The sequence below is a fragment of the Mycolicibacterium holsaticum DSM 44478 = JCM 12374 genome (genome assembly GCF_019645835.1).
GTDB lineage: Bacteria > Actinomycetota > Actinomycetes > Mycobacteriales > Mycobacteriaceae > Mycobacterium > Mycobacterium holsaticum.
Window position 1 is genome coordinate 4554137 of sequence record NZ_CP080998.1, and the last position, 23697, is coordinate 4577833.

Sequence of the window (23697 nt, forward strand, 5' to 3'; positions counted from 1 at the left end):
ACGCGACGCTTCGCAAGTCACTAGCAAATCGGCTCGATAATTGCCGGAGGCGGCTCCGGTCGCTTCGCCAACCACCGAGCGGGTTCAGGTCAACCATCGCACAATCTGCGTCGCGGGTGGCCAGTCCCGCCATTGAAGCTGAGATTAGCGTGCCGTCAAGTGGGCAGTCCATCGCCGCATTTGTTTCGCCAATCAGCAAATGCGTCTGAGAGGGAGTACTGCAGCCGAAATCCGAGATCGGCCAGACGGTCAGAGCTGATATTGGTATCGAGGTGCAACTTCTGCATGCGCCTCGGATGAGCACCAAACCGTCTTCCTGTCGGATCGATCAGTCCAAACGGCATTGCGGCCGCCATAGCAGCACGGTAAGGAATCGTAGGCGGTCGTCGGTTCCAGCCCCACGTATGGTTGATGGCATCGACAATGTCGCGGATCGTCGTCGGTTCCGGATAGACCGCGTGATATGTGTCGTGAGGCCCGTCGTCATCAATCAACCGGACCAGCAGCCTTACCAAATCGCTGATGTAGATGCAGCCCTTCACGGTATCCTCGCGGCCAATGAACGCGAAACGGCGCCGATGTAGAGCATGGATCAATCGCCTCATGTTGCCTTGATCCCCCGGCCCGAAGACTACGCCAGGACGAACAATGCGCAAGCGGCGGCCGGGCTTAGCGGTTTGCCAAGCTCGCAGTATCTCTTCGGCCTGCAATTTGCTGCAGCCGTACGCTGTATCCGGATCGCAGAAATCGCTCTCTGAACGGCGCCAGGGGCCAGCCGCAAAAGTCATCATTGTGCTGGTAAAGATGATGTTCTGCACTCCCCTCCGGTCGGCGGCCTGGCAAAGCCGGCGAGTCGCCTCAGCGTTGTTTGCGTAGTACTCCCGCCAGGGATAACCGGGCTCCCTGCACACAGCGGCAAGGTGAATGACTGTGGACGGACACTCTCGGATAGGGAGGTCTTCCTCTGTAAGGGCCGCCAAGTCACAGCACATCATCTGATCAACCGCAGTAGGCTCCGAAACACGATCAACGCCGACGACAGAGCGCCCCATCTCTCTAAGCGATGCTGTTAGAGAGCTCCCTATGAAACCTGCGCTACCGGTGACCATAACTGCTTCATCATTAATGGTCATCGCGGTGCTAATCCTGATAGGTGGGACGCATCTTCTATCTGGATTAATCGGCGCTCAGAAGTTGACTCCGCAACCCAACGCGTGATCGGACGGGTCGCCTCACAGCGTTCTGAAAAAGAAAAAATCCGCATTTCGTCGTTCAAAGCACATCCCGCCTAGAAAGGGTCGAGGAGGACCGCTGAACTCTCCCATCCTGGGTGTACTTTATGCCCACGATCGATCGGCAATAAAACGCGGTTCGTATAGGCAACGCGCACGAGTGGCCGTTGCGCTGCTCGTCATTGAACGAGGAGCATGCCGAGATGGCCCTAAACGACAAGTATTTCCCGGTAAAACCAAGTTGGTACGGAATATCGTGTTCCACCTGCTTCTATGGCCGGACATGGCGGTCTAAGTGTCTATTAGCCGATCTCAGTAGGCACCATTGCGTCCAAATACCACTCTTGGTGTCTGCCAGATAATACGGAGATCCCACATCAGCGACCACGACCGGACGTAGGCCGAGTCGAGGTGCTGAAGATCTGCGTACGTGAGATCACTTCGGCCACAGACCTGCCAGAGTCCCGTGATCCCCGGCTTGACGTCGAGGCGCGCAAGCGCGGCACCGTCGATACGGTCTGCTTCTTCCATGGGCAAAGGTCGAGGTCCCACTAAAGACATCTCTCCTCGGACCACGTTAATAAGTTGAGGCAGTTCGTCGAGGCTCGTCTTACGTATGAAAGCCCCGACGCGGGTGACGCGCGGATCTTCTGCCATCTTGAACAATGGTCCGTCCACTTCGTTTTGCTGCGCGACCGTGCCACGCCGCTGCCATGCATCCGCGGTCATCGAACGAAACTTAAAGATCCGAAACGGCTTGCCCGCCTGACCACCACGCTCTTGGCGGAAAAACACGGGTCCCGGACTGTCCAGCTTGATCGCCATCGCAACCATGAGCAGTATCGGCGATACAACCATGAGCGAAAGTGACGCAAGCGTTACATCCATGAAGCGCTTTATGATTCGCTCGCTTGCTGCTAGCGACACAATCGGCAAGTGCATCAGCGTCAGACCGTGAAGTTCTTCAGCCTCGCTGCGCCAGTTGTGCAACTCAAAGTATCGGGGTATCTCCGAGACCGGCACTTGACCTTGAAGCTGTCTAAGCGCCTCCAACACAATGGCATCGCTGGTGTTTGGAAATGCGATGATGACTCGATCGATGTTGTAAGTCGCGCACACAATCGGTAAATCAGCAAGTCCTCCGAGAACATTCGCGCCTCGTGCCACATTATCGTCAACGTGTCCGACAACTAAGGTGTCGGGACATCTTCGGAGCCGTGAGGTCAGTCGATCACTGATCGGGCCGGTCCCAACCACCAATATCCGAGTCACAGTGGGATCGAACATGCGTACCACTACTCGCCGACCAAGTGGAACCAATGCCACAGATGGCAACGTCATTGCGACCGCTGATGTCAACGTCATTCGGCCGCTCTCGAGAAAAACTGCACCAGCAGCGAGGGTGAGTAAAGCGGCGGTCGGCACGCAACGTGCGATCACCATGGGCCGCCACCATCCACTGGGGCGCAACCGAGAAGCCGGCCGCCGGTACAACCCGTGTACATGCAACGCGATGGCCATTGCGACCACGGCGAGAGCGATTTCTCGAAGACCTAAGTCCCCGGCGCGCATAGGGCTCAACTGACTGAGCGCAACACCACCGAGCACGGCGGAGGCCGTGAGAGTGCCCAAATCGGAAGCTTGCAGAAGATACCGATGCCGGCGACCGAATTTAGGCGCCTCAAGACGTGATGTGAAGTCCTTCTCGACCCGCTGCGGTACAGGCACAGTGAACTGCCCCGCCAGCCCACCCGCCCTCGGAGGTGTCACTTCGATAGTCATTCTCTCCCCCAGTGCATAAACGCAGTTACCAGCCGAAGCCGACCAGTCGTAGCCCTGATCCAACAAAGTCCGTTTCGGGCAAACAGTTTCGACCATCCAGAACGAGATCACCGCGCATGACACGACGCAGGCCAGCAGGATCAATCTGTCGGAACTCTGGCCACTCCGTTACGACGACCACCGCGTCGGCCCGGTCGGCCGCATCGTATACATCGGGTGTAAGGCGCACGCCGGCGTACTCATCAGGTAACGCCTTAACGACTGGATCGTAGGCTGAGACCGTCGCACCGACCGTCAATAGCCGTCGAGCGATATCTAAGGCTGGTGCGTCGCGCAGATCGTCCGTTCCTGGCTTGAATGTCAGTCCAAGCAGCGCGATTCTGCGGCCCTTGAGAATATGCAACTCTCGCTGAAGCTTGCGTATCGCGCTCGCGCGCTGCAATTTGTTGATCTCTACCGTCGACTGCAGCATCGAAGAGGTGTATCCATACTCTTGCCCCGTAGAGATCAAGGCTGCGACATCCTTACCGAAGCAGGAGCCCCCCCACCCTACGCCAGGGTTGAGGAACGCATTACCAACACGGTGGTCGGCTCCTATAGCGGGAAGAACTTCGCGGACGTCTGCCCCAAATAGCTCACACAGCTGCGCCATCTCGTTAGCAAAACTGATTTTCGTGGCCAGAAACGCGTTCGCTGCGTACTTGATCATCTCCGCCGAGGCAAGTTCGGTTGTGATCAAGGACGGTTTGATACTGCGACGCCCGCCGTCGAATGATTGGTCGAGCACCGGCTGATACAGATCAGCTACGCGGCTGACATCTGGGGCGGCACCTCCCAACACGATACGATCCGGGTAAAGGAAGTCGTCGATGGCGCAGCCCTCGCGAAGAAATTCAGGGTTCGATACGACATGGAAGGACAGCTGTCGGTTTCCCTCTAGTGCGTCCTCGAGGATGGTACGAGTCCAGTTACCCGAGCCAACCGGCACGGTCGATTTGTTAACGATGACCGCATCCGCCCGAAGGTACGGAGCCAAGGATTGGATCGCACTCTCCAACTGGGTCAAGTCCGGCGATCCGTCGGAGCCTGGTGGGGTGCCCACACAGAGGAACACAAACTCCGCGCCTGACAACGCTTCGGCGTGGCTATCGGTGAACCGGAGCCGGCCAGTCGACAACGTTGTCATCAGTAATTCCGGGAGCCCTGGCTCGTGAAAAGGCGTTTGGCCATTATTCAGTTGGCCAGCACGGGCTGAGTTTGTGTCAAGACCGCAAACAGTGTGACCTATAGATGCCAAGCAGGTCGACGTGACAGCGCCAACGTAACCTGTGCCGATCACTGCGACCTTGCGGGCTCGAAGGTCTTGCCTCACATGGGCTTTCAGCGGCGAACACGACGAGCCAGCCAGCGCCGGATGCGCGGCAAGATTTCGGAACCACTCGATAGTCTCCAGCAGACCCTCGCGCACGTCACGTTTCGGCTCCCATTGCAGCTTTGTCCGTGCAAGCGTGATGTCAGGTTTGCGCTGCGATGGATCGTCCTGCGGTCGGTCAACAAACTCCAACGGAGCCTTCGATCCGGTCAGTTCACGGATGAGTTCGGCTAGCTCCAAAATCGTCATCTCATGCGGATTACCGATATTCACAGGGCCTGCCAGATCGGAGAACAGTAGCCGTAACGCTCCTTCGACCAGGTCATCGACGTGGCACACCGATCGCGTCTGGCCGCCATCGCCATGGACAGTTAGAGGCAACTCAGATAGCGCCTGGCTAATGAAGTTTGGAATCGCGCGACCGTCATTGGGACGCATCCGCGGACCATAGGTATTGAAGATCCGCATAATCGCGGTATCAACACCATGCTTCGTGCGGTATGAGGTTGTCAGCGCCTCAGCAAAACGCTTCGCCTCGTCGTAGCAGGAGCGGGGCCCGACCGGATTCACATTGCCCCAGTAGCTCTCGGGCTGCGGGTGAACAAGGGGGTCGCCGTACGTTTCCGATGTTGACGCCAACAGGTATCTGGCGCCTTTTTCCTTCGCGAGACCGAGTGTGTGCAGCGTCCCGAGCGATCCCGCTTTCAAGGTCTCAACTGGGAACTCGGCGTAGTCAGCCGGTGACGCCGGGGACGCGAAGTGGAGCACATAGTCAACGGGCCCAGGAATCGAAATGAAATCGCTAACATCGACTTTCATCAATCGGAAGCCGTCGTGGCCTTGCAAGTGGGCCACATTTTCGCTTGTCCCTGTCACAAAGTTGTCGAGGCATACGACATCGATGTCGCACGCCAACAGACGTTCCGCAAGGTGGGAGCCGACGAACCCGGCACCCCCAGTTAACACTGCCCGTCGCCGCATACTTCCCCCTAAATCCGCCCTCAGGCCACTCGCCGCTTCCGCGCAATCGGGATACACAAGCGTCCCGCGTACCGAGGTAGCCGAGCCGTAGCGGCGTCGTCGCTGAAAAACTCCCTATCCCGACGTCGACTCGTGCCCCCGCAGCGCGGTTACGCGCGCCTACCGTCGTCCCCTACCAACAAGCAGCATATTAACTGAACGCGCCGCTAGGTATCAGGGGTTTCCCTATCTTTTGCCGCCACCCCCTCGAACTGACGCGGACGTCACCGAAAATTCAGCAGCTAACAAGCCGCCCGAATTCTCGAGCAAAACGACCGAACCAGCGGTCGATCGGTTCCTGCGCCCGCCACCATGCGGATGCCTGAGAAAACTGATGTTAGCTGCCGCTGGGGAGACATCCGGGGTTTACCAGAAAGTTAATATCAAGGTTTTGTGCCATACCGGGCTGCGGAACCACCGTGGATGACATTGCCCAGTGGCGGTGACGCCGTTTGCCGCACCAATGGAAGTATGCCGTTCAGATGCTGTGGCTAGCCTGACCTCTGCTGCCGTCACAGCGCAGTGTGGCACCCCTACGCACGCGATGTGCGCATTAAGAGTAAGTGTGTGCTCGGTGACCCGATTCGCTTGCTCGACGAAGACCAGCGGCCGTGCCTACCGGAATCGGACCCTCGGGACGGACAACCGCTCCGGCCGTCGAGTTAACATTGCGGTCACTCGTGGCGTACGCAATTTTACGGCCGATGCAATCGATCGCTTAGCACGAAGGAACGTTGATGTCGACCCTTGCATTGTTCAATGCCCGCGTAGAGGAGACAACGCGCTGAGATAAGGAGAAGCCCTGCACGTACTATTTATCTGCACTGGAAATATCTGTCGGTCGCCGTTGGCCGAACGGCTTGCCGTTGCGTACGCCAATCGCGTAGACATCCCAAACTTCAGGGCGTCCAGTGCTGGGGTACGCGCTGTTGTCGGGCATCCGATACACGACGATGCGGCACGCATCCTGGAGCAGCTGGGCGGTGCAGCCTCCAACTTCGCCGCTCGGCAGCTGACGTCAAGAATCGCTTCAGATGCTGACCTTCTGCTGACGATGACGAGAGCACACCGCGACGCCGCCCTAGAGCTCGCCCCCCGCCAACTCCATAGAACCTTCACGCTTAACGAAGCGGCCCGGATGGTTTCGGAGTTCAACGCACGACACCTTGCTGATTTCGCGGGGCTTCGCTCACACATTGCCGCCGACAGACGTCTGGACATCCCCGACCCGATCGGTGAAAACGCGGAGTTTCATGCGACCGTCGGGTCACAGATCGCTAATCTCCTGCCACCGATTCTTGAGCTCTTCCGTCGCGGCCATCTCTGATGGATGCCATCTTTCTGCCCACCCCATTACTAGTCCGGCAAGACACTGTCGAACGGGAATTCATCAGAGTCGCGCAGCACGCTTAATGATAGCTCAATGAAATGGGAAGAATATTGGGACCAATGCTGGGGTGGCGAGTAATACAAGAAGAGTCAGGGGCGCACCTAAACGGGCGAAGTCTGTGTACCGATAGCCACCCATTGCCCACACCATGGTATTGGTTTGATAACCGATCGGCGTCAAGAATGACAGGCTCGCCCCAAAAATAATCACGACGGCGAACGGCATAGCGTTAAGGCCTGCTTGATCGGCAATCGCGAGCGCGATCGGGAACATGAGTGCCGCCGCCGCAGTGTTCGAAATTACCTCCGTTACGAGCATGGTGGCTCCGAGAACAGCGGCCAACAGCCCATAGGCTCCGAGCGAGCCAGCGGCGCTCATCACCAGATGCGCCAACGTCGAGGCAAGGCCGCTGTTTTGCACCGCCAGCCCGATACCGAAACTCGTCGCCATCAGTAGAAGTACGTTGGCGTCGATGGACCGGCGGGCGTCTTCAAGAGTCACAATCCTGGCCACTATCAGTCCGAATGCTAGGAACAGCGATATCTGCAACAGACTCATTAATCCGGTTCCGGCCACAATCAGTAGGGCAGCGATGCAGATCTCGACCACCTTGGCGTGCTCGCTACGAAGGGGTCGGTCCCAGTTGAGCGGAGCTACGACAGCGAAGTCTTTATGCTGGCGATAGCGTTGGGTAAAATCGCGTCCGGCCATCACTAAGAGGACGTCGCCTGCTCGCAGGCGCATGTCTCCGAGTTTGCCCTTCAACTGCTCACCGGACCGATGAACCGCAACGACCGCCGATGCGTACCGACGGCGAAAGCTCGACGCCTTCAAGCTCGATCCCACCAGTGGCGACCCGGCACTGATAACGGCTTCGACGAACTGGCGCTGTGGATTTTTTGCCAAATCATCGAAGTGGCGCGCCTCTGCCGAGACCAGTCCCGCCATGCGGTGTAGGTCCAAAACCCGAGCCAGGTTGCCGACGAACACCAGCCGATCCCCAACCGCGAGTGGCTCGTCAGGGCCGATGGCAGCAAGTACCTTCTTTGACCGCTCAATCTCCACCAAAAAGACGCCGTCGAGGTTCCGTAGACCAGCTTCGCCCACAGTGGCCCCAGCTAGCGGACTATTCGCGGGAATTGTCATCTCCACCGTGAATTCCCGTTCCGGCTCCGCCAGTCGATCCGTCGGTGTGTGACGCTCCCGCAAGAGGCGGGGCCCCAAGGACACCAAGAGGCCCACCCCGCCGATGGCGAGTGGTAGGCCGACCCCGGTAATCGAGAACACGCTTAGTCTGCCGAGTCCTGCCTTATCGATGAGGTCGTTGACGAACAGGTTGGTCGACGTGCCAATCATGGTCATAGACCCACCCAGAATGATGGCGTAACTCAGTGGCATCAGGTAGCGCGATGGTGACCGCCCAGTGCGCCGACACCAGCGGACGACGCGTGGCGCGAGCATGGCTACCAACGGTGTATTGGCAATGAACGCCGATACCGCGGCAGACGGTCCACAGACTCGCATGAGTTCGCGATACGGTCGCAATCGCGCGCCGTTGCCCAACAAGCGCGATGTCACCCCGTCGAACGCTCCGGTAACGTCTGCTGCGCCGGCCAATACGTAGAGCGCCGCAACTATCGCCAATGACTCGTTCGCGAACCCATCGAGAACCTGCCCCTCATCGAGTACACCGGCCAATAAGAGAACCAACACGGCGCCGCCCATGATCAAAGTTGGGTTGAACCGGTCCAGCACCAGTAGCGCCACCGCCGCGATCACCACCCCAAGGGTGATCCAGGCATCGAACGTCATGTTCGCCGCCCCTGTAGCCCGCCCACGAGCGAGGACACCTCCCCCAATACACACCGCTAATCGGTGTTTCCCACGCATATCGCATAGCTGAGTCAAGTTAACCGACAAACTACCTATAACCTCGCCGTATACACTGCACCATCCAAACCGCAGATGACGTGTGTTCAGAGGCAATTCGATCCGTCGGTAGATTCAAAAGGATGTGATGCGCATAGCCTGACGAGCTTCGCGCGGGGCGCGTCCATGAGCGCGTCCATGAGTACGTATGTCCGGTCGATCGGTGGCTCCCAGTCAGCTGGGTGCGGTCGACTGGTGGCTTCCCCGACTGCGAGCAGAAAGGACATTCCGTTCCTTGTCCGGCAGGCTTCGTGTGCGCCTGACAGTGCTAGCAATCGCAGCTCTCGCGTTCTCAATCGTCTCGTTGCATTTTCGGGCCTGTGCCATTTCGAACGTCGTCGAACTCGTCGCTGCCGTGAGTTCACCCTATGTGCCTTGGTTGGCACTGTTGGGCGTCATGCTCTTGTTCCTGTGCCGACGGCTCGTCCTGTCGATCATCGCCATGGCCGTCGTGGCGGCGATTCTGGCAACCCAGGTGCCCTGGTACTACTTCGGAAGGCAGGCTGATGTCGGGCCGCACGCCGAAATCCGCGTTCTCTCGTCAAACCTCCGGAAGGGCCGTGCGGACGCTTCGTCATTCGTTAAACTCGCCAAGGACAAGGCGGATCTCATCGCGGTGGCGGAGTTGACACCAGAGGAGTCCCGACGCTTCTCGCAAGCCGGCATCGAAGACACGTTCCCATATTCGGTGCTTAAGCCCGCACCCAACGCTGGTGGAATCGGTCTTTGGAGCCGATTCCCGCTGACCGCAGTGCAGCCAGCGCAGAGGAGCGACGACGCGCTCATCGCGGCGCGGGTGCGTGTTCCACAGGTACGCTTCAACCCAATTATCGCTAGCGTGCACGTCACCTCCCCAGTCACCGCCGAAGCGGGTTCATTCGATAGATGGCGAAACAGCATTACCGACGCCAAGAACGGCCTGGATCATTTCGCCGAAATTGCTGGACCCGCAGCGGTCATCGTGGCTGGAGACTTCAATAGCACCCCGGATATGCGTCAGTTCCGCGATCTGTTGACTAACGGGTACCGCGATGCCGTCGAACAGACCGGGGCAGGCTTCGCGCCAACATTCCCCTCCAACAAATGGTTTCCACCCGTGATCGTGATAGACCACGTGTTGACCCGGAACGCCGCTGCGTCGTCGATCCGGAGGGTGAACATCACTGGCTCCGACCACCGCGCACTGCTGGCGACTATCAAAGTCCCACTTGACCCTAAGGCCGCGTAACACGTCACCACGGAGACACGAGCTCACGCCGTCGCACACTCGGGCCTTCGGCTCTACGTGCACGGCGAGGCGAATTGCCTACGAATGGCAAGCAACCTTAACAAGTTGCAGAGATTAGACCGCCTGCAGCAACGAGCCGAACCCGCAACGTTTTAGCAATAAGTCCGAGTTGCTGCCCGGGCGAAGTCTTGCAGCTCGCTTCCGCTCCACCCCATCTTGTTCAACAAATCGTTGTTCATGGGGCCCATTTTCGCGTTCGGCCTGGTACGCGCGAGGCACCATTCTTTGCCGGCGCGAATCACCTCAGTTTGGTTCGAGTAGGGCACGCCCTCAATGTCGAGCAGTTCGATGAATTCGTCGTCGGCGTCGCTGGCATGCGCGGGCGCGATGGCTACCACAGCGCCTACCCCCACCAGCAGCGCCGCTAGCGCAGCGCTTGCACTACGGCGAAAAGCAATTGTTCTCAACTTCTTCCCCCTGCATACCCCAGGTCGCACGCTAGTGTGCGCGTTTGGCCCCGACCGCCACCCACCGTACCGAACGACCGAGCCGTGATCTCCAAATCAAAAACAACGAATCAAAAAGGACAGCCATCCTGAGAGGATTGAGGGCGAAGTTCCTCGTCACGATTCGATCTGACACAGCCCAGTGCGCTTGCAGAAGTTGACGCAGTTCTTCACGCTCGCCTCGCTCTTCTGACACTGCTCGGGATGCTCGGTGATGCTGGCCGCCCTCGTTTGATCCTTCTTCGCCTTGGCACCTTCGGGTGTGACCGCCGAGTTGCCCGGATGCCCCGGAGCCGCAACCGGATTCGTGCAGTTCAAATCGAGCCGGTACTCCTTGCTTCGATGGTTCTTGCCGCGAGAATCGAGGAAGATCGACTTGTGCCAGTTGGTCACGATGCAGTCATCCTGCGCAAGCTCACTACCGCGAACCGTCGCGACGACAGGCTTACCCTTCCGCTTGGCGATCTGCGCCGCGGCGTCGGAGTACTTCTTCCCGATGTACGGGTCCGCAGACGCGACGCCCGCCCCGACCATCATCAGCGAAAACGCCACGACACCTAAGACGCCCACTACGCGCACAGCCCAACTTCTCATCAGAGATCCCTCCCCCGCGGAAGATGATGCGATCAAACGCTTCCGCCCGAGGTTAGGCGCCGCTACGGCCCGGAGTCATCCCGTTCCCCGCCCTTGACAACCACGTCCCAGCAAACTGTCAGGCATCGCACAGGAACCTAGTCGGCCCCGCTACCGACTCTGGTTCAACACCGCCGGCCGCTGCACATCGTCCTGGCGCAGATTTCCCGGAAAGCACGGCGACGTCCCGATCAGCGACGGCGCCTGAGTCGGCTCGGGCCGCGCCTGAACCTGCAGCACATAGCCGTCCGGGGCGTAGCCGAAGCGGTTCGGCTTGTCGAAGCCGTCGCGCTCGAGCACATCCCAGCCCCAGCCCTCCCAGATCTCGCCCACCTGCGCAACCAGCGCCTTGACGTCCGTCCCCGCCGGCACCTTCATATCGCGCCAGTCCTCGACATGCACCGGCGCGTCGCGCCCGGCCGGATCGTCCTCGCAATACGCCGTGCCATCCCCCACCATGTAGCGCGTCCCGTCCAGGCTCGTGCCCGTCGGCAACGCGTCCAGCGTCTGCTGCAGATAGCGCACCACCGTGTCCTGCGCCTCCTGCTGGCTGGTCGGGATCTTCGGCGCGGCGGGCACCGGTAACTGCTCCATGGGACCTCCTGGGATGGCGGTGGCACCCGACGGTGTGGTCGGCCCGAGTGAACCCGATTCCGACGACGATGTCTCGCAGCCGGCACCCACGACAACGAGCAGCGCGGCGGCGGCAACAGATACCAGCGTTCGGCGCATCATGGTGTGAAGGTCGGTGCTGTGACGTCAGTTCTTCCGGCAATGATGCGGCCCATGTTATCCAGTGCCGGGTTGCCGGCGCTCCAATAACTGCTGTGCGCGTCGACCGTGGGTGTACCGAACGGACCCGCGGCCCCCGGCGCCGCCTCGAACGGGATGCCGCCGAACCGACCGTTCATCGGGTCCGGACCCAGCGTCGCGTACGTGGCGAGGCCGATCATGTCGTTCTCCGCGCGCGACGCAAACACGTTGGCCCCCGACGCCAGGCTCAGATCACTGGCATGATCGGCAAGAATCCCCGGACTGCCCACCGCCACAACGTTATTCACATCCAGGTGATTGCCGTCCAGCGCGGCCGCGCCCATCAACGTCGAGCCGTAGCTGTGCCCGATCACCGTATCGATCGACGGCGCCCCGTCGTGCGACGCGCGCATCCCCGCCTGGAACGCCGCCAGGTCGTCGCCGCCGTCGCGCGCATACCCCGGTGACGCCGCCTCGAACAGGTTCATCGGCCGGTCATATCCCATCCACGTGGTGACCGAAACATCACCGGCCTGCAGGTTGGGGTCCGCGCGCATCGCCGCCAGATACATCTGCTCGGATTTCTGCGCGCTGAACTCCAGCCGCGTCAGGTCCTGCCCGGTACCCGGCACGAACGTCGCATTGCGCGTCGCGGTGTCGGGATTGCCCATCGACACCGCCGCATGGCCCTCCTCGTCGATCAACCCGAGCAGCCGCGGAACCCCGTCGTTGGACCTCAGTTCACCCTGAACGGCCTGATAGCGATTCATGTCCGCGTGCGCCGCATCCCAGCGCTGCTTCCACTCGCGGTACGCCGGCGGATTCGGGTTCGGGGTGCCCGGCCTGCCACCGGCCGCCCACGCTGGATGTTCGCGGGCCAGCCGGTCGATCTCGGCCTGCGTATCGCTCATCAACTCGCCCAGATTCATCCGGTTGTACTTGTCCTTGTCGACGAACGGCATGCCCGGGTGATTGCCGACGAAATGGTCCTGTTCGTAGAGCCAGTCTTTTTCGGCTTCGGTCAACTGCTCCCAGCGCTCGTGGAACTCCTGCGGGTCCTCCGGCAGCGGCTCGGCCACCGCCTCGGGCGAAAAATCCGGGATCGGCTCGTCACCGTCGGCCATGTCGATCGCGCGGGCCAGCTCGTCGTCGACCTGGTTGGCCTCCACCAAGATCGCGTCCAGCCGCGGCTGCAGCTGCATCATCTTCAGCTCGGCCTCCATCGGCGACGCGCCCGCCAGTCCCGGGCCGGGCAGCACGCGGTTGGCGACCGGGTCGACCACCATCCCCAGGCTTTCCGCGTCATCGCGCAGCGCCGCCAGATCCGCCTTGACCTTGTCGATGCCGTCCGCGGCATTGGCTGCCGCGCGCCCGACGACCAACTTCTCGTCGCCGTTCAGCTCGAGTTCGCGTCGGATCTCAGCATTGGATTGCCCGGCCGCGTCGGCCGCGTCACCGCCCCAGCTGTCGAACGCCGGCAGCGACGCCAGCACCTCAGCGGTGTTGAACGACGCCTGCGCGCTGGCTTGGGCGGCATGAAACACCTGGCGCACCGCCTCGGCGTTCCACCGGTCGATGTCGGCGACCGTCAGCACCGTCACGGCGGCTCACAGGTTCTGCCGGGACGCGAGCCGTTCGACCTCCGCCTTCGCTTGCTCGACCTGCTCGGCGCTGCGCTGGTCCGTCGTCGCGTACTCGGTCGCCGCGCACTTCAGCGCCTGACCATGTTCGACCACCCGGGCCTGCAGCGCCGCGTCGGCCGCCTGCCACTGCACCAACCGCTTCGCCAACGACATCGCCGACCGCCCCGTCCAGCCGGTCTGCGCCGACTCGATCTGGCCATGCGCGCAGGTGTGCCCGGTGGCCAGCTCCGCGGCCTGGCCGTCGGCCTGCACCGCGGACGCGTCCAAGTGCGCCAAATTGGCGCGCAGCTGCCCCGACATCCGTTTCAGAATACCGGCCCAGGCCACCCCGCCTGGACACCAAAACCGCGGCGGCTACGCCTCGGCGAAGTTGCGCGTCACGGTCGGGTCGACCGGGATGCCCGGGCCCGTCGTCGTCGCCATCACGATCTTCTTGAGGTAGCGGCCCTTCGACGACGTCGGCTTGGCCCGCAGGATCTCGTCGAGCGCGGCGCCGTAGTTCTCGGCCAGCGCCTTGTCGTCAAACGAGGCCTTGCCGATCACGAAGTGCAGGTTGGCCTGCTTGTCGACGCGGAAGTTGATCTTGCCGCCCTTGATGTCGGCCACGGCCTTGGCGACATCCGGGGTCACCGTGCCGGTCTTCGGGTTCGGCATCAGCCCGCGCGGACCCAGCACCCGGGCGATGCGACCCACCTTGGCCATCTGATCCGGCGTCGCGATCGCGGCGTCGAAGTCCAGCCAGCCGCCCTGGATCCGCTCGATCAGGTCGTCGCTGCCCACCGCGTCGGCGCCCGCCGCCTCGGCGGCCTCGGCCTTGTCGCCCACCGCGAACACGATGACGCGGGCGGTCTTACCGGTGCCGTGGGGCAGGTTGACGGTGCCGCGCACCATCTGGTCGGCCTTACGCGGGTCGACGCCCAGCCGGATCGCCACCTCGACGGTCGCGTCCTGCTTCTTGCTCGACGTCTCCTTGGCCAGCTTCGCAGCCTCCAGCGGGTGGTACAGCTGCGAGCGGTCGATCTTCTCGGCGGCTTCGCGATATGCCTTGCTGTTCTTGCTCATTGCATTCTCCTGCTTTTCAGAGTTGTGGTCGTTCGGGCCGATGCCAGCCCTGCCACGGTGTCGAAGAACTATTCGACTGCGGTCTGGTCGATCCGCAAGCTACTCGACTGTGATGCCCATCGACCGGGCGGTGCCGGCGATGATCTTGGCGCCCTGCTCGACGTCGTTGGCGTTCAGGTCTTCCTTCTTGGTTTCGGCGATCTCGCGCACCTGATCCCAGGTCACCTTCGCGACCTTGGTCTTGTGCGGCTCCCCCGAGCCCTTCTGCACACCGGCGGCCTTCAACAGCAGCTTGGCCGCGGGCGGCGTCTTCAGCTTGAAGTCGAAGCTGCGGTCCTCGTAGACGGTGATCTCCACCGGCACCACGTTGCCGCGCTGGTTTTCTGTCGCGGCGTTGTACGCCTTGCAGAACTCCATGATGTTGACGCCGTGCTGGCCGAGCGCCGGACCCACCGGCGGGGCGGGGTTGGCCTGCCCGGCCTGAATCTGCAGCTTGATCAGCCCGATGACTTTCTTCTTCGGGGCCATTTCTTCCTCTCGCTTTCCGTGCGACTTGTGTACGTTTTGTTGTGCTCAGCGCGCGTAAACGCACACAAATCAAATCTTGGCGACCTGGTTGAAGGTCAGTTCCACAGGTGTCTCGCGGCCGAAGATCGACACCAGCACCTTGAGCTTCTGCTGTTCGGCGTTGACCTCGCTGATCGACGCGGGCAGCGTGGCGAACGGGCCATCCATGACGGTGACCGACTCGCCCACCTCGAAGTCCACCTCGATCGGCGTCCGCTCGATGCCGGTGTCGGCGGCGGCAGCCGACGTCGACGCGGCCTTGCCGGGCTTCTTCGCCGTCGCGGGCGGCAGCAGGAACTTCACCACGTCGTCCAGCGACAGCGGCGACGGCCGTGACGTCGCACCGACGAACCCCGTCACACCGGGCGTGTTGCGCACCGCGCCCCACGACTCGTCGTTGAGCTCCATCCGCACCAGGATGTAACCCGGTAACACCTTGCGGTTGACCTGCTTGCGCTGGCCGTTCTTGATCTCGGTGACCTCTTCGGTGGGCACCTCGACCTGGAAGATGTAGTCGCCGACGTCCAGGTTCTGCACGCGGGTCTCGAGGTTGGCCTTCACCTTGTTCTCGTAGCCGGCGTAGCTGTGGATGACGTACCAGTCGCCGGGCTTGAGGCGCAGCTCCTTCTTCAGCGCGACCGCCGGGTCCTCTTCTTCCTCCTCGGCGGGCGCATCGGTGCCCTCAGCCGCGGGCGCCTCAGCCTCGGCCTCGGCCTCACCGGCCGCGTCGGCGGGCGTGGCCGCCTCGTCGCTCACGGCGTCACCGGCGACGTCGGCTTCCTCCGTCGCCGGGTCGGTGGTGGCTGCCGTGGTCTCGTTGTCGACGAGATCGACGGCCTCGGCCGAAGGCGTGTCGCCCTCGAAGCTAGTCACGTGTCAGTCCTCTCACTTCTTCCGCTCGTCAAGCGAACACCAGGTTGACGAGCTCGGTCAGGCCAAAGTCAGCCGCCCAGATCAGCGCGACCATGAACGCCAGAAAGAACAGCACCACGGTGGTGTAGCTGACCATCTGCTTGCGGTTCGGCCAGATGACCTTGCGCAGTTCGGCGACGACCTGCTGCAGGTAGGTCCAGACGAAAACGAACGGGTTGCGAGACGGGCCGTCGCCGCGCTTCTTGGCGGTCTTCTTCTTTTTCCCCGAGCCGTTCTTGGTCGGCGCGGCCTCGGTTCCGGTGGCCAGGTCGACGGCGGCGCTCTGATCTTCCGCGGCGGCACCGCGCCGCGACCGCTTCCCGGTCGGGCGCTGCGGCGTCACCACGGCGGTCCGCCCGTCGCCGTCGGGGCCAGGATCACTGCCGGCGCCGGTGGAACCAGGGCGTGCCGGCTCGGAATCGCTCACCGCATGCCTTTCGTCTGTGTCATGTGATCACTATCCAGTGTCCACACTTGTCGAGTATCCAGTTGAGCAGGGGCGACAGGACTTGAACCTGCAACCTGCGGTTTTGGAGACCGCTGCTCTGCCAGTTGAGCTACGCCCCTTCAGGATGGCACGGCAGGCAGAACCATCCAGTCCGGGGCTCACACAATTCGCGCGCTCCCCGTTCGGTTGATCGAAAACCGATGGACAGCGCGCTGGACTGGGAAAACCCCGAGTTACGAGTGTAGCGCGCCACCCGTGTCAGTTACTAATCCGCATCCTGACCGTTGCGGCCGTTCTCGGCGACGGCGGTGCGCACCACCTGCCCCGTCTCCGGATCCCACTTCACCGAGATCGAATTGTCGCCTTCGTGGCCCATCAGCGTGGTGAACGACTCCATCACGATCTCGCCTTGCGGGTCGGTGAGCACGTTGCGGGTGGTCACGATGTCGGCGCCGAAGCGTTCGTCGACCGTCTCGATATACATCACGCCGGTCAACTCGTCGCCGTCCTGGATCGGCCGACGGAACTTGAACTTCTGATCCACCTGGACGATCTGCATGGTTTCCATGCCGATGTCGACGTTCTGGAAGAAGTGCCGCTGGATCATCACCGCGAAAATCGACATGAAGGTCAGCGGCGCGATCAGCTTGTCGTGACCCAGCTCCGCGGCGGCCTGTTCGTCGATGCTAGCCGGATCGGCGGACTTGACCGCGTGCGCGTACTGGCGGATCTGCTCGCGGCCCACCACGAACGTGTCCGGGTACTTCCAGACCATTCCCCGGATATCGATCTTGAGAGCCATACCTACGCCAGCTTCGCGGTCGCGATGGCGCGGCCGAAGATCTTCTTCCCGCCTGCGGTGGCCGACAGCGCGATCGTGACGGTTTTCGTTTCTGGCTCAACGGATTTCACGCGGCCATTGAACACGATCTCGGCGCCGACGCCGTCGTTGGGCACCGGCACGACGGCGGTGAAACGCACGTTGAACTCGGTGACCGCGGCCGGGTCACCCACCCACGAGGTGACGTATCCGCCGCCCAGACCCATGGTCAGCATGCCGTGCGCGATGGCGGTGTCCAGGCCCACCTGCTTGGCGATCTCGTCGTCCCAGTGAATCGGGTTCAGGTCGCCCGAGACCCCGGCGTAGTTCACCAGGTCCTGCCGTGTCAGCGGGATCACTTTCTCGGGAAGCTGATCACCCACCTTCACCGAATCGAACTCACGCAGTGGCATCGCTGAAACCCTCTTCTCCCTCTTCACCCGAACGGCCCGCGAGGGTCGTGTAGGTCTCCTGCATCACGTCACCGTTCTCGTTGGTGACGACGGTCTTGAGCACGATGATGTCGGTGCCGTGGGCCTGCCGCACGGAGTCCACCGAGACATCGCAGTAGAGCTTGTCGCCGGCAAAGATCGGCCTCATGTACTTGAGCACCTGGTCGACCTGGACGATCTTCGCGTCCTTGATTTCGACGTTGGCGTGCTCGAAAAACGCCACCTGGGCCATGTAGCCGAGCACCGAGGTGAACGTCAGCGGCGCGGGCAGGTTGATATGCCCCAGCTCGGCAGCGGCCTTTTCGTCGAAGAACGCCGCGTCGTCGTTTTTGACCGCGGTTGCGTACTCACGCACCTTCTCGCGGCCCACGACATAGTGGTCGGGATAGCGATAGTGCATCCCGACGATCCGCTCTGACAGAGACACGCTTCGGTGAACCTACCTAGTCAGGCCGGGCGCTTTCTGCAGCTGCCGCGCCGCGCCGGGCCGGAAGTCGATCGCCTACCGCGACTCTTTGTGGGCCTGGTGCTTGCCGCAGTTCGGGCAGAACTTCTTGATCTCGAGCCGGTCGGGATCGTTGCGACGGTTCTTCTTGGTGATGTAGTTGCGGTGCTTGCACACCTCGCAGGCCAAGGTGATCTTGGGCCGTACGTCAGTACTGGAGGCCACTTCTCTGTCCTTCTTTACGCGTTTGTCGTGCTCTTGTAGCGGTGGGGGGACTCGATCCCCCGACCTCACGATTATGAGTCGTGCGCTCTAACCAGCTGAGCTACACCGCCTTACCGGCGCCGCCGCCCGGGGCGGTCCACCGAGCCCCCTAACGGAATCGAACCGTTGACCTTTTCCTTACCATGGAAACGCTCTGCCGACTGAGCTAAGGGGGCCTGCCTGCTTCGAGACCCGCAACCGTACCGCGGGCCTTAAAGAGGGTACATTCTCCCCGATTGGCGCGCCAAACCGCTGGGTGCGGCCGCGTTGAGGCGGACTATTCCGGGGGCCCGCCCGCTCCGGGGCCCGCCCGCTCCGGGGCCCGCGCTCTCCGGGGACACCTCCCCAAGTGCCAAGCTCTGAGCGAAAGATTCGCGGTAGTTACTGGGTCCGGTAGTAGTTGAGCGAAAAATTCGCGCATAGCTTGGCAACTTCGCGCCCATTCCCCCCGGGCCGCCCGCACCATCCCCGGGGTCGGGCCCGCGGCATCACACCCGAACACCGCCGCCGGGTGATAGGACGGACACGTGACCGATACCGATGTGGCGCGCGTGGCGGTGTACCTCGACTTCGACAACATCGTGATCTCGCGCTACGACCAGGTCCACGGGCGGAACTCGTTTCAGCGCGACAAGGCCGCCGGCTTCCACAAGAACCCGGGCCGCCTCGGCCAGGCCCGCGTCGACGTCAGCGCCATCATCGACTTCGCGTCGTCCTTCGGCACCCTGGTGCTGACCAGGGCTTACGCTGACTGGTCGGCCGACGTCAACGCCGACTACCGCGACCAACTGGTCGGCCGCGCCGTCGACCTCGTCCAGTTGTTTCCGGCTGCCGCGTACGGCAAGAACGGCGCCGACATCCGGTTGGCCGTCGACGCCGTCGAGGACATGTTCCGGCTGCCCGACCTCACCCACGTCGTGATCGTGGCCGGCGACTCCGACTACATCGCGCTCGCCCAGCGCTGCAAACGTCTCGGCCGCTATGTGGTCGGCATCGGCATCACCGGCTCCATCAGCCGCTCGCTGACCGCCGCGTGCGACGAATACGTCTCCTACGACGCGCTGCCCGGGGTCACCCCGGTGGAGCCCGCCGAGGCGCCCAAGCGTCGACGCACCAAGGCCGACGCCGACCAGGAGCCCGAAGCCCCCGACCCGCAGGTCGCTGCGACGGCGCTGCTCGAGCGCGCGCTGCGCATCGGCCATGAGAAGGACGACGCCGACTGGCTGCACAACTCGGCGGTCAAGGCGCAGATGAAGCGCATGGACCCGTCGTTTTCGGAGAAGTCGCTGGGCTTTCGCTCGTTCAGCGACTTCCTCCGCTCACGCAGCGAAATCGCCGAACTCGACGAGAGCAGCACCATCCGGATGGTCCGCCTGCGCAACAGCGAGTGAGCCGCCGATACGCTGGCCCCATGGCTACCGATGACCGCCTCTACTTCCGTCAGCTGTTGTCGGGTCGCGACTTCGCGGCCGGCGACGTGATGGCCCAGCAGATGCGCAACTTCGCCTACCTGATCGGCGACCGCCAGACCGGCGACACCGTCGTCGTGGATCCCGCGTACGCCGCCGGCGATCTGGTCGACGCCCTGGAAGCCGACGGCATGCACCTGTCCGGGGTGCTGGTCACCCACCACCACCCCGACCACGTCGGCGGCTCGATGATGGGCTTCGAGCTCAAGGGCCTCGCCGAGCTGCTGGAGCGCAGCAGCGTACCCGTCCACGTCAACAGCCTTGAGGCGGACTGGGTTTCGAAGGTCACCGGGATCGCGCGCAGCGAGCTCACCGAGCATCAGCACGGCGACGTCGTCAAGGTCGGCGACCTCGACATCGAGCTGCTGCACACCCCCGGGCACACGCCGGGCAGCCAGTGCTTCCTGCTCGACGGGCGCCTGGTCGCCGGAGACACGTTGTTCCTCGAGGGTTGCGGGCGCACCGACTTCCCCGGCGGCAACGTCGACGACATGTTCCGCAGCCTGCAGGCGCTGGCCAAACTGTCCGGGGACCCGACGGTGTTTCCCGGGCACTGGTACTCGATGGAGCCCAGCGCTTCGCTCTCGGAGGTGCGCCGGACCAACTACGTGTACCGGGCGAGCAACCTCGACCAGTGGCGAATGTTGATGGGTGGCTGATCCGCTGCGATGACCACGTCCCCGCCGACGGACACAGGCATCCGAAGGCTCGTCATCGGATACACGGTGGCGTGTTCGGGCCTTCTGGCGGTGTTGGCGCTCGTCGTCATCTACGGGTTGTTCATCAACACGACCGCGTTCGTCGCTTCCGATAGCACCGAAACCGAAACGCCTACAAGGTCAATCGCGTCCAGCGGCTGGGTCGCCCCGCCGACGTCGGCTCCCGTGGACGCAGGCGTCGACGGCGCCATGACGTTCACTGTGCGCGGCTTCGAGGTCGACGCGGTCGGCGAGCACGTCGTCGTCAACCTGACCGTCACCAACGTCGGCGATGAACCGGCCACCTTCCTGGGCAGCTACCAGACCCTCAAGGCAGACGGCGCCGTCTACCACGTCGACGACGAGGCGACCTCCGCACTCGGCGGCGGCGTCGCCGAGCTGGTGCCGGGCGGTAAGGCCGACGTCGCGCTGGCGTTCACCGTGCCGGCGGGTACGGTGCCTGCCGTCGTCGAACTGCACGCCGACTCCGTCAGTTCCGGCGTCGAGCTGGCGCTGTCGTAATCGGTGCCCGACACCCTCTATGCCGACGTCTCCGAATGGCAGGTCGGCGTCGACGACAGCTACCCGCACCGCGTGCTGTGCATCCGGTCCAACGACGGCACGCATCGAGATCACCAGTGGCACAACAACTATGCGTGGTGTCGACGCGCCGTCGACAGCGGCCGGCTGACGTTTTTCATCGGATATTTCGTGTGGCGGCCCAACTGGCGCCAGACCGTCGACACCTTCATCGCCCAGGTCGGCACACCGCATCCGAAGATGGCGGTGATGCTCGACGTCGAATCATGGGGCGGCCAGATCCGCGGCGACCGCTCGGCGGGTATCAACGCCGCTTACGAGGCGGTGGGTGCGTACGTGGGCACCACGGCGAAGGTGATCGGCTACGGCAACGTCGACGACCTGAACACGCTGTGGCCGCACAAGCCGCCGGGCATCCGGCTGGTGGTCGCGGGCTACGGGCACAACCCGCCGTATCCGGGCAAGGTGGCCCACCAGTACACCGACGGCTCGGGCCACGGCGGCGGGCTGCCCGAGGGCGCGCCGCCGTTCGGCCCCTGCGACATCAACTCCGCCGACGGGCTCACCCCGGAGGATTTCGCCCGCGCATGCGGGGTGCCCGCGACGGATTCCGCAGCACCGACTATCCAGAATGCGAAGATCTGTCGCAGAAATCCGTGCTTCTAGCGAAACGCGCATGGACATCGCCCGCTTTGCCGGGCAAACTGAGCCAAGAGCACCGATCCGAGCCGTGGGGGGCTTCGTGAAAAAGCTCGTGTTGTGTTTCGACCGCTTAGGTGGCCATCCGGCACAGCGGGGGGCGACCAACCTGCAACGCTTGCTGCATCTGCTTGTCGAGGGTGACGAGCAACTCTGCTGGCACCACAGCGGCTCGTCGGCGCCGCACGGCTTGCACCGGCGCGCGGCGACCGCCGGGGAGGCCAGGGCGGCCATCGCGCAGGGATACCGCTTTTTGGTCGAGCATTGGGAACCCGGGGACCGCATCTTCATGTTCGGCGCCGGGCGCGCGGCATATTGCGCGCAGACGCTGACCCGGCTGCTCGGCACCGTCGGGGTACTTCCCGACCTGATGGATTACGTGCTCGACGCGTACGCCGCGCCGCGCACCGAGCGCACGCCGCAGGACTGGCAGCGGGTGGCGGGCATCGCGGCCGGGCTGTCCGAACGGCATGAGGTCGCGGTTCCGGTCTGGTTCCTGGGGGTGTGGGACACCCTGAAGATCCCCGGCTTCACGCGCCGCACGACGCCCGCGCCGCTGCACAACGTCCGGCTCGGCCGTCACGCCGTCGCGATCGACGGGCTGCCCGGCGAGCGGCTTGTCGGGTCGGCGTCGCAGCGCATCGAGGAGGTCTGGTTCCGCGGCACGCACTGCGACGTCACCGGTGAGCCGGGTGCCTGCGCACCGCTGGCGGCGATCACGTTCGACTGGATGCTCGACGGCGCCCTGCGGGCCGGGCTGGGGGTGTCCCCGTCGCTGCGGTATGTGCTGGCGGCGCCCACCGAGTGCGACGCGGTGGCGGGCGGCCCGCACCGGCTGGCGATGCGCAGGCTGCCTGACGACGCGGCCGTGCACAGCAGCCTGGACATCTATTTGCGGACGCATCCGGAGTACTGGCGGCGGCTGCCGGCGCGGGTGACGTGGGCGGATCCGGAGTGGTTGGCCCGCGGTGAGCGCCTGTTGCGGATCGGCAAGCTCGCGTCTTGACCGTTGCGCCTTCTTGCGCCGGGACAGCGGTCACGGTCGCGAAACCCGGTGCGCGACGACCCCGCGGTCACGTTCGGCGCTAGCATCCGTGTCGAGAGACCCCGCCGCCCGAAGGAGAATCGATGACCAGCGCCGTTGGCTATAACCTCACCGAATCGGTGGCGACCATCACCATGGACGACGGCAAGGTCAACGTGCTCGGCCCGACGATGCAGGCGGCGATCAACGACGCCCTGGACCGCGCGGAGAAGGACACCGCCAAGGCCGTCGTGCTGGCCGGCAACGAGCGGGTGTTCAGCGGCGGTTTCGACCTCTCGGTGTTTCAGTCCGGCGACGCGAAGGCCGGCCTCGGGATGCTGACCGGCGGCTTCGAGCTGGCCGTGCGGTGCCTGACGTTTCCCAAGCCGGTCGTCATGGCGGCGACGGGGCCCGCGATCGCGATGGGATCGTTTCTGCTGCTGTCCGGTGATCACCGGGTCGGCCAACCGAAGTCGAAGTGCCAGGCGATCGAGGTGGCGATCGGCATGACGATCCCGATCGCTGCGCTGGAGATCATGCGGATGCGGTTGACCCCCGCGGTGTTTCAGCGCGGCGCCTCGATGGCCGCGACGTTCGCCGGCGACGAGGCCCTCGCGGGCGGGTGGCTCGACGAGGTCGTCGACGCCGATCGGGTGCTGGCCCGCGCGCAAGAGGTGGCGGCCGGGGCCGCGGCGGGGATCCACGCGGGCGCGCACCTGGCCACCAAGATGAAGGCGCGCGAATCCGCGCTGGCCGCGATCCGTGCCGGGATCGACGGTTTAGCAACCGAATTCAGTCTCGGCTAGGCC

Annotated in this window: 25 protein-coding genes and 3 tRNA genes; 8 read left to right on the forward strand and 20 right to left on the reverse strand. The window is 63.1% G+C overall.

The features are described from left to right. Nucleotides 1–155: 155 nt before the first annotated feature. The 3 genes from K3U96_RS21885 to K3U96_RS21895 all read right to left on the reverse strand — a co-directional run bounded on the left by K3U96_RS21885 (nucleotide 156) and on the right by K3U96_RS21895 (nucleotide 5301). Entirely contained in the window at nucleotides 156–1133 is a 978-nt protein-coding gene (locus tag K3U96_RS21885) for an NAD-dependent epimerase/dehydratase family protein (protein ID WP_220691076.1), read from the reverse strand. Between the two features lie 411 nt (nucleotides 1134–1544). Beyond that, complete coding sequence (locus K3U96_RS21890) at nucleotides 1545–2960, reverse strand: sugar transferase (protein ID WP_230982549.1); 1416 nt, start codon at nucleotides 2958–2960, stop codon at nucleotides 1545–1547. 79 nt (nucleotides 2961–3039) lie between these two features. Further along, nucleotides 3040–5301 (reverse strand): UDP-glucuronate decarboxylase, encoded by a 2262-nt coding sequence (locus K3U96_RS21895; RefSeq protein ID WP_230982238.1) that lies wholly within the window; start codon nucleotides 5299–5301, stop codon nucleotides 3040–3042. Nucleotides 5302–6208: 907 nt separating this feature from the next. Here K3U96_RS21895 and K3U96_RS21900 point away from each other — a divergent pair. Then, nucleotides 6209–6733, forward strand: coding sequence for an arsenate reductase/protein-tyrosine-phosphatase family protein (locus tag K3U96_RS21900; RefSeq protein ID WP_220693637.1), 525 nt, complete (start codon nucleotides 6209–6211; stop codon nucleotides 6731–6733). A 93-nt stretch (nucleotides 6734–6826) separates the two neighbouring features. On the opposite strand, the gene K3U96_RS21905 is transcribed toward K3U96_RS21900, so the two are convergent. Then, the gene (locus tag K3U96_RS21905) at nucleotides 6827–8608 is read right to left on the reverse strand and encodes an SLC13 family permease (RefSeq protein ID WP_220691078.1); all 1782 of its coding nucleotides are present in this window, start codon (nucleotides 8606–8608) and stop codon (nucleotides 6827–6829) included. A 370-nt stretch (nucleotides 8609–8978) separates the two neighbouring features. On the opposite strand from K3U96_RS21905, the gene K3U96_RS21910 reads away from it, so the two are divergent. Further along, complete coding sequence (locus tag K3U96_RS21910) at nucleotides 8979–9953, forward strand: endonuclease/exonuclease/phosphatase family protein (RefSeq protein ID WP_230982240.1); 975 nt, start codon at nucleotides 8979–8981, stop codon at nucleotides 9951–9953. Nucleotides 9954–10105: 152 nt separating this feature from the next. Here the strand turns inward: K3U96_RS21910 and K3U96_RS21915 are convergent, their stop codons facing one another. The 16 genes from K3U96_RS21915 to K3U96_RS21990 form a co-directional block, all read right to left on the reverse strand. Continuing rightward, entirely contained in the window at nucleotides 10106–10351 is a 246-nt protein-coding gene (locus K3U96_RS21915) for a DUF732 domain-containing protein (RefSeq protein WP_220691080.1), read from the reverse strand. A 225-nt stretch (nucleotides 10352–10576) separates the two neighbouring features. After that, nucleotides 10577–11053, reverse strand: a complete 477-nt coding sequence (locus K3U96_RS21920; protein ID WP_230982241.1) for a hypothetical protein — start codon at nucleotides 11051–11053, stop codon at nucleotides 10577–10579. Nucleotides 11054–11203: 150 nt separating this feature from the next. Next, on the reverse strand, nucleotides 11204–11827 hold the full coding sequence (locus tag K3U96_RS21925) for a hypothetical protein (protein WP_230982242.1): 624 nt from the start codon (nucleotides 11825–11827) through the stop codon (nucleotides 11204–11206). Beyond that, nucleotides 11824–13446, reverse strand: coding sequence for an alpha/beta hydrolase (locus tag K3U96_RS21930; protein WP_230982243.1), 1623 nt, complete (start codon nucleotides 13444–13446; stop codon nucleotides 11824–11826). Before K3U96_RS21930 ends, K3U96_RS21925 begins: the two co-directional genes overlap by 4 nt. A gap of 6 nt (nucleotides 13447–13452) precedes the next feature. Further along, nucleotides 13453–13788: a WXG100 family type VII secretion target gene (locus K3U96_RS21935; RefSeq protein ID WP_220691081.1), complete on the reverse strand. Its 336-nt coding sequence runs from the start codon at nucleotides 13786–13788 to the stop codon at nucleotides 13453–13455. Between the two features lie 54 nt (nucleotides 13789–13842). Further along, nucleotides 13843–14550 (reverse strand): 50S ribosomal protein L1, encoded by a 708-nt coding sequence (rplA, locus tag K3U96_RS21940; RefSeq protein WP_069406326.1) that lies wholly within the window; start codon nucleotides 14548–14550, stop codon nucleotides 13843–13845. Between the two features lie 99 nt (nucleotides 14551–14649). Continuing rightward, a complete protein-coding gene (gene rplK / locus K3U96_RS21945; RefSeq protein WP_069406325.1) occupies nucleotides 14650–15078 on the reverse strand; it encodes a 50S ribosomal protein L11 in 429 nt (142 codons plus the stop codon). A gap of 69 nt (nucleotides 15079–15147) precedes the next feature. After that, nucleotides 15148–15990, reverse strand: coding sequence for a transcription termination/antitermination protein NusG (nusG, locus tag K3U96_RS21950; protein ID WP_069406324.1), 843 nt, complete (start codon nucleotides 15988–15990; stop codon nucleotides 15148–15150). Nucleotides 15991–16018: 28 nt separating this feature from the next. Further along, nucleotides 16019–16456, reverse strand: a complete 438-nt coding sequence (secE, locus tag K3U96_RS21955) for a preprotein translocase subunit SecE (protein WP_069406323.1) — start codon at nucleotides 16454–16456, stop codon at nucleotides 16019–16021. 67 nt (nucleotides 16457–16523) lie between these two features. After that, nucleotides 16524–16596, reverse strand: a tRNA-Trp gene (locus tag K3U96_RS21960). A gap of 146 nt (nucleotides 16597–16742) precedes the next feature. Next, on the reverse strand, nucleotides 16743–17279 hold the full coding sequence (gene hadC / locus K3U96_RS21965) for a (3R)-hydroxyacyl-ACP dehydratase subunit HadC (protein ID WP_069406322.1): 537 nt from the start codon (nucleotides 17277–17279) through the stop codon (nucleotides 16743–16745). Nucleotides 17280–17281: 2 nt separating this feature from the next. Next, on the reverse strand, nucleotides 17282–17710 hold the full coding sequence (gene hadB, locus K3U96_RS21970; protein WP_069406321.1) for a (3R)-hydroxyacyl-ACP dehydratase subunit HadB: 429 nt from the start codon (nucleotides 17708–17710) through the stop codon (nucleotides 17282–17284). After that, nucleotides 17697–18176 (reverse strand): (3R)-hydroxyacyl-ACP dehydratase subunit HadA, encoded by a 480-nt coding sequence (gene hadA, locus K3U96_RS21975; RefSeq protein ID WP_220691082.1) that lies wholly within the window; start codon nucleotides 18174–18176, stop codon nucleotides 17697–17699. The genes hadB and hadA overlap by 14 nt, the downstream gene beginning before the upstream one ends. Before the next feature lie 75 nt (nucleotides 18177–18251). Further along, entirely contained in the window at nucleotides 18252–18419 is a 168-nt protein-coding gene (rpmG, locus tag K3U96_RS21980) for a 50S ribosomal protein L33 (RefSeq protein ID WP_003929651.1), read from the reverse strand. Between the two features lie 36 nt (nucleotides 18420–18455). Continuing rightward, nucleotides 18456–18529 (reverse strand) — tRNA-Met (locus K3U96_RS21985). A 32-nt stretch (nucleotides 18530–18561) separates the two neighbouring features. Continuing rightward, a tRNA-Thr gene (locus K3U96_RS21990) sits at nucleotides 18562–18634 on the reverse strand. A 351-nt stretch (nucleotides 18635–18985) separates the two neighbouring features. Here K3U96_RS21990 and K3U96_RS21995 point away from each other — a divergent pair. The 6 genes from K3U96_RS21995 (at nucleotide 18986) to K3U96_RS22020 (ending at nucleotide 23694) form a co-directional block, all read left to right on the forward strand. Then, on the forward strand, nucleotides 18986–19849 hold the full coding sequence (locus K3U96_RS21995; RefSeq protein ID WP_069406319.1) for an NYN domain-containing protein: 864 nt from the start codon (nucleotides 18986–18988) through the stop codon (nucleotides 19847–19849). A gap of 20 nt (nucleotides 19850–19869) precedes the next feature. After that, nucleotides 19870–20586, forward strand: a complete 717-nt coding sequence (locus K3U96_RS22000; RefSeq protein WP_220691083.1) for an MBL fold metallo-hydrolase — start codon at nucleotides 19870–19872, stop codon at nucleotides 20584–20586. A 9-nt stretch (nucleotides 20587–20595) separates the two neighbouring features. Beyond that, nucleotides 20596–21147 (forward strand): DUF4352 domain-containing protein, encoded by a 552-nt coding sequence (locus K3U96_RS22005; RefSeq protein WP_084223392.1) that lies wholly within the window; start codon nucleotides 20596–20598, stop codon nucleotides 21145–21147. Between the two features lie 3 nt (nucleotides 21148–21150). Beyond that, nucleotides 21151–21831: a glycoside hydrolase family 25 domain-containing protein gene (locus K3U96_RS22010; protein ID WP_069406317.1), complete on the forward strand. Its 681-nt coding sequence runs from the start codon at nucleotides 21151–21153 to the stop codon at nucleotides 21829–21831. A gap of 88 nt (nucleotides 21832–21919) precedes the next feature. Next, on the forward strand, nucleotides 21920–22870 hold the full coding sequence (locus tag K3U96_RS22015) for a phospholipase effector Tle1 domain-containing protein (protein WP_230982552.1): 951 nt from the start codon (nucleotides 21920–21922) through the stop codon (nucleotides 22868–22870). Between the two features lie 122 nt (nucleotides 22871–22992). Beyond that, complete coding sequence (locus tag K3U96_RS22020; protein WP_220691085.1) at nucleotides 22993–23694, forward strand: crotonase/enoyl-CoA hydratase family protein; 702 nt, start codon at nucleotides 22993–22995, stop codon at nucleotides 23692–23694. The last annotated feature ends 3 nt before the right edge of the window (nucleotides 23695–23697 follow it).